This is a genomic window from Micromonospora arida (assembly GCF_003857035.1).
Taxonomy (GTDB): domain Bacteria; phylum Actinomycetota; class Actinomycetes; order Mycobacteriales; family Micromonosporaceae; genus Micromonospora; species Micromonospora arida.
In genome coordinates, this window is record NZ_QGSY01000017.1 from 1 (window position 1) to 2,460 (window position 2,460).

At 76.1% G+C, this 2,460-nt stretch carries 1 protein-coding gene; it reads left to right on the forward strand.

What is annotated here, in order from left to right:
• Positions 1 to 34 precede the first annotated feature (34 nt).
• Positions 35 to 2,460 (forward strand): ATP-dependent helicase (locus DLJ58_RS00105; RefSeq protein ID WP_148097949.1); only part of this gene is annotated, 2,426 nt, incomplete at its 3' end.

Here is a 2,460-nt window from a genome sequence, read left to right on the forward strand (position 1 = left end):
GGTGGGTGTCGTATGGGTCTGATGGGATGAGCTGATGCAGGCGTACCGGTTGGTGCGGCGGCCCGGAGGGCCGGCGCGGGGAGACGGGACGACGCCTGACAGCGCTTCCGGGCTCGCCAACGGCGGCACGTCCGGGGGCGGTGTCGGCGCGTCGGGTGGGCCCGATCGCGTGGCCGGGCCCGAGCTGGCCGTCGGCGGCGGCTGGCGGGCCGATCCGGTGCAGGCCGAGGTGGTCGGGCACACCGACGGGCCGATGCTCGTGCTCGGCGGCCCGGGCACCGGCAAGACCAGCACGCTGGTCGAAGCGGTCGCCGCCCGGGTGGCCGAGGGGGTCGACCCCGAACGGATCCTGGTGCTGACCTTCGGCCGTCGAGGCGCCACCGCGCTGCGACAGCGCATCGAGGCCCGGATCGCGCAGGACGGCCACCGGGTGCTGCGTGAGCCGCTGGTGCGCACCTTCCCGGCGTACGCCTTCGGGTTGCTCCGCCGGGCCGCCGCCGAGCGGGGCGAACCGTCGCCCCGGCTGCTCACCGGCCCCGAGCAGGATCTGATCATCCGTGAGCTGCTGGACGTGGTGGGCGAGGAGCCCGAGGACGACCCGGTCGGCTGGCCCACCGACCTGCGCCCTGCCCTGCGCACCCGGGCGTTCGCCGGTCAACTGCGCGACCTGCTCATGCGCGCCGCGGAGCGCGGCGTGGGCCCGATCGACCTGGCCCGGCTGGGTGACAAGCTCGGCCGCGCCGACTGGCCGGCCGCCGCCCGCTTCCTGCGGGAGTACGTCGCCGTGCTCGCGCTGCGCGACGTCAGCAACCGGGGCTCCATCGCGTACGACCCGGCGGAGCTGGTCCGGGCGGCCACCGGGCTGCTGCGCGACGACGAGGAGTTGCTGGCCGCCGAGCGTCGTCGGCTCGCGTACGTCTACCTCGACGAGCTGGCCGACACCGACCCCGCCCAACTGGAGCTGCTCTCGGTCATCGCCGGTGGTGGCAAGTCGCTCGTCGCGTTCGCCGACCCGGATTCCTCCACGTACGCCTTCCGGGGTGCCGACCCGGCCGGGGTGGCGACGTTCCCGCACCGGTTCCGGACGGCATCCGGTGCGCCGGCCGCGCAGGTGCTGCTGACCACGTCGTACCGGGCCGGGCCGGGTCTGCTCGCGGCGATCGCCCGGCTGGGTCGCCGGCTGCGGGGTCCGGCCGCGCACCGCCGGCTGCACCCCCTGCCGGACGCGCCGCCGGGCGTGGTCGAGGTGCACACCTTCCGTTCGGCGACCAGCGAGGCCGCCTGGCTGGCCCACGCGCTGCGCTCGGCCCACCTGCTCGACGGCGTGCCGTGGTCACGGATGGCGGTGCTGGTGCGGTCCACCGCGTTGCAGCTACCCACCCTGCGACGGGCGCTGCACGCTGCCGGCGTACCCACAGTGGTGCACGGTGAGGATCTGCCCCTGCACCTGCAACCGGCGGTCGCGCCGCTGCTGCTCCTGCTGCGCTGCGCGCTGGAGCCGGAACGACTCGACGAGGAGGCGGCCGTCGCGCTGCTGCACTCGCCGCTCGGCGGGGCCGACCCGCTGGCCGAGCGGCGGCTGCGGCAGGGCCTGCGCGCGCTCGCGTTGGCCGGCGGTGACCGGCGCCCCTCCGGGGATCTGATCGTCGAGGCGTTGCAGGATCCGGAGGAGTTGGCCGACATCGAACGGCGCTGGGCGGAGCCGGCGCAGGCGGTGGCCGGGCTGCTGGCCATCGCACGGGAAGCCGCCGCCCGGCCGGGTGCGACAGCCGAGGACGTGCTCTGGGCCGTCTGGCACGCCAGTGGTCTCGCCGAGCGGTGGGCCGGCGCGATCAACCAGGGGCGCCCGGAGGCCGGCGAGGGCGACCTGGCCCGGCGTCGGCGGGCCGAGGCTGCCGACCGCGACCTGGACGCTGTGCTGGTCCTCTTCGACGCGGCGGCCCGGTTCACCGACCGGCTGCCCGGCGCGCGTACCGAGGTCTTCCTCGACCACGTGCTCGCCCAGGACCTGCCGGCCGACACCATCGCCCCGACCGCCGACCGGGGTGCGGCGGTACGCCTGCTCACCGCGCACGCCGCGAAGGGCCTGGAATGGGACCTGGTCGCGGTGGCCGGCGTGCAGGAGGGCATCTGGCCGGACCTGCGGCTGCGCGGCAGCCTGCTCGGCTCCGAGCGACTGGTCGACGTGCTGGCCGGCCGGTCGGTCGACGGGGCGACCGCGGCGAACGTGGTGGGTCAGACCTCGGCGTTGCTGGACGAGGAGCGTCGACTCTTCCACGTCGCCATCAGTCGGGCCCGGCACCGGCTCCTGGTGAGTGCCGTGGCGTCGGCCGCCGTCGGCGGGGACGACCACGAGGAGCAACCCAGCCGGTTCCTGCACGAGCTGGGCCCGAGCACACCGCCGCCGACCCCGCCGAGCACACCGTCGACCCCACCGACGGCGCCCGGCCCGCCGCCGAC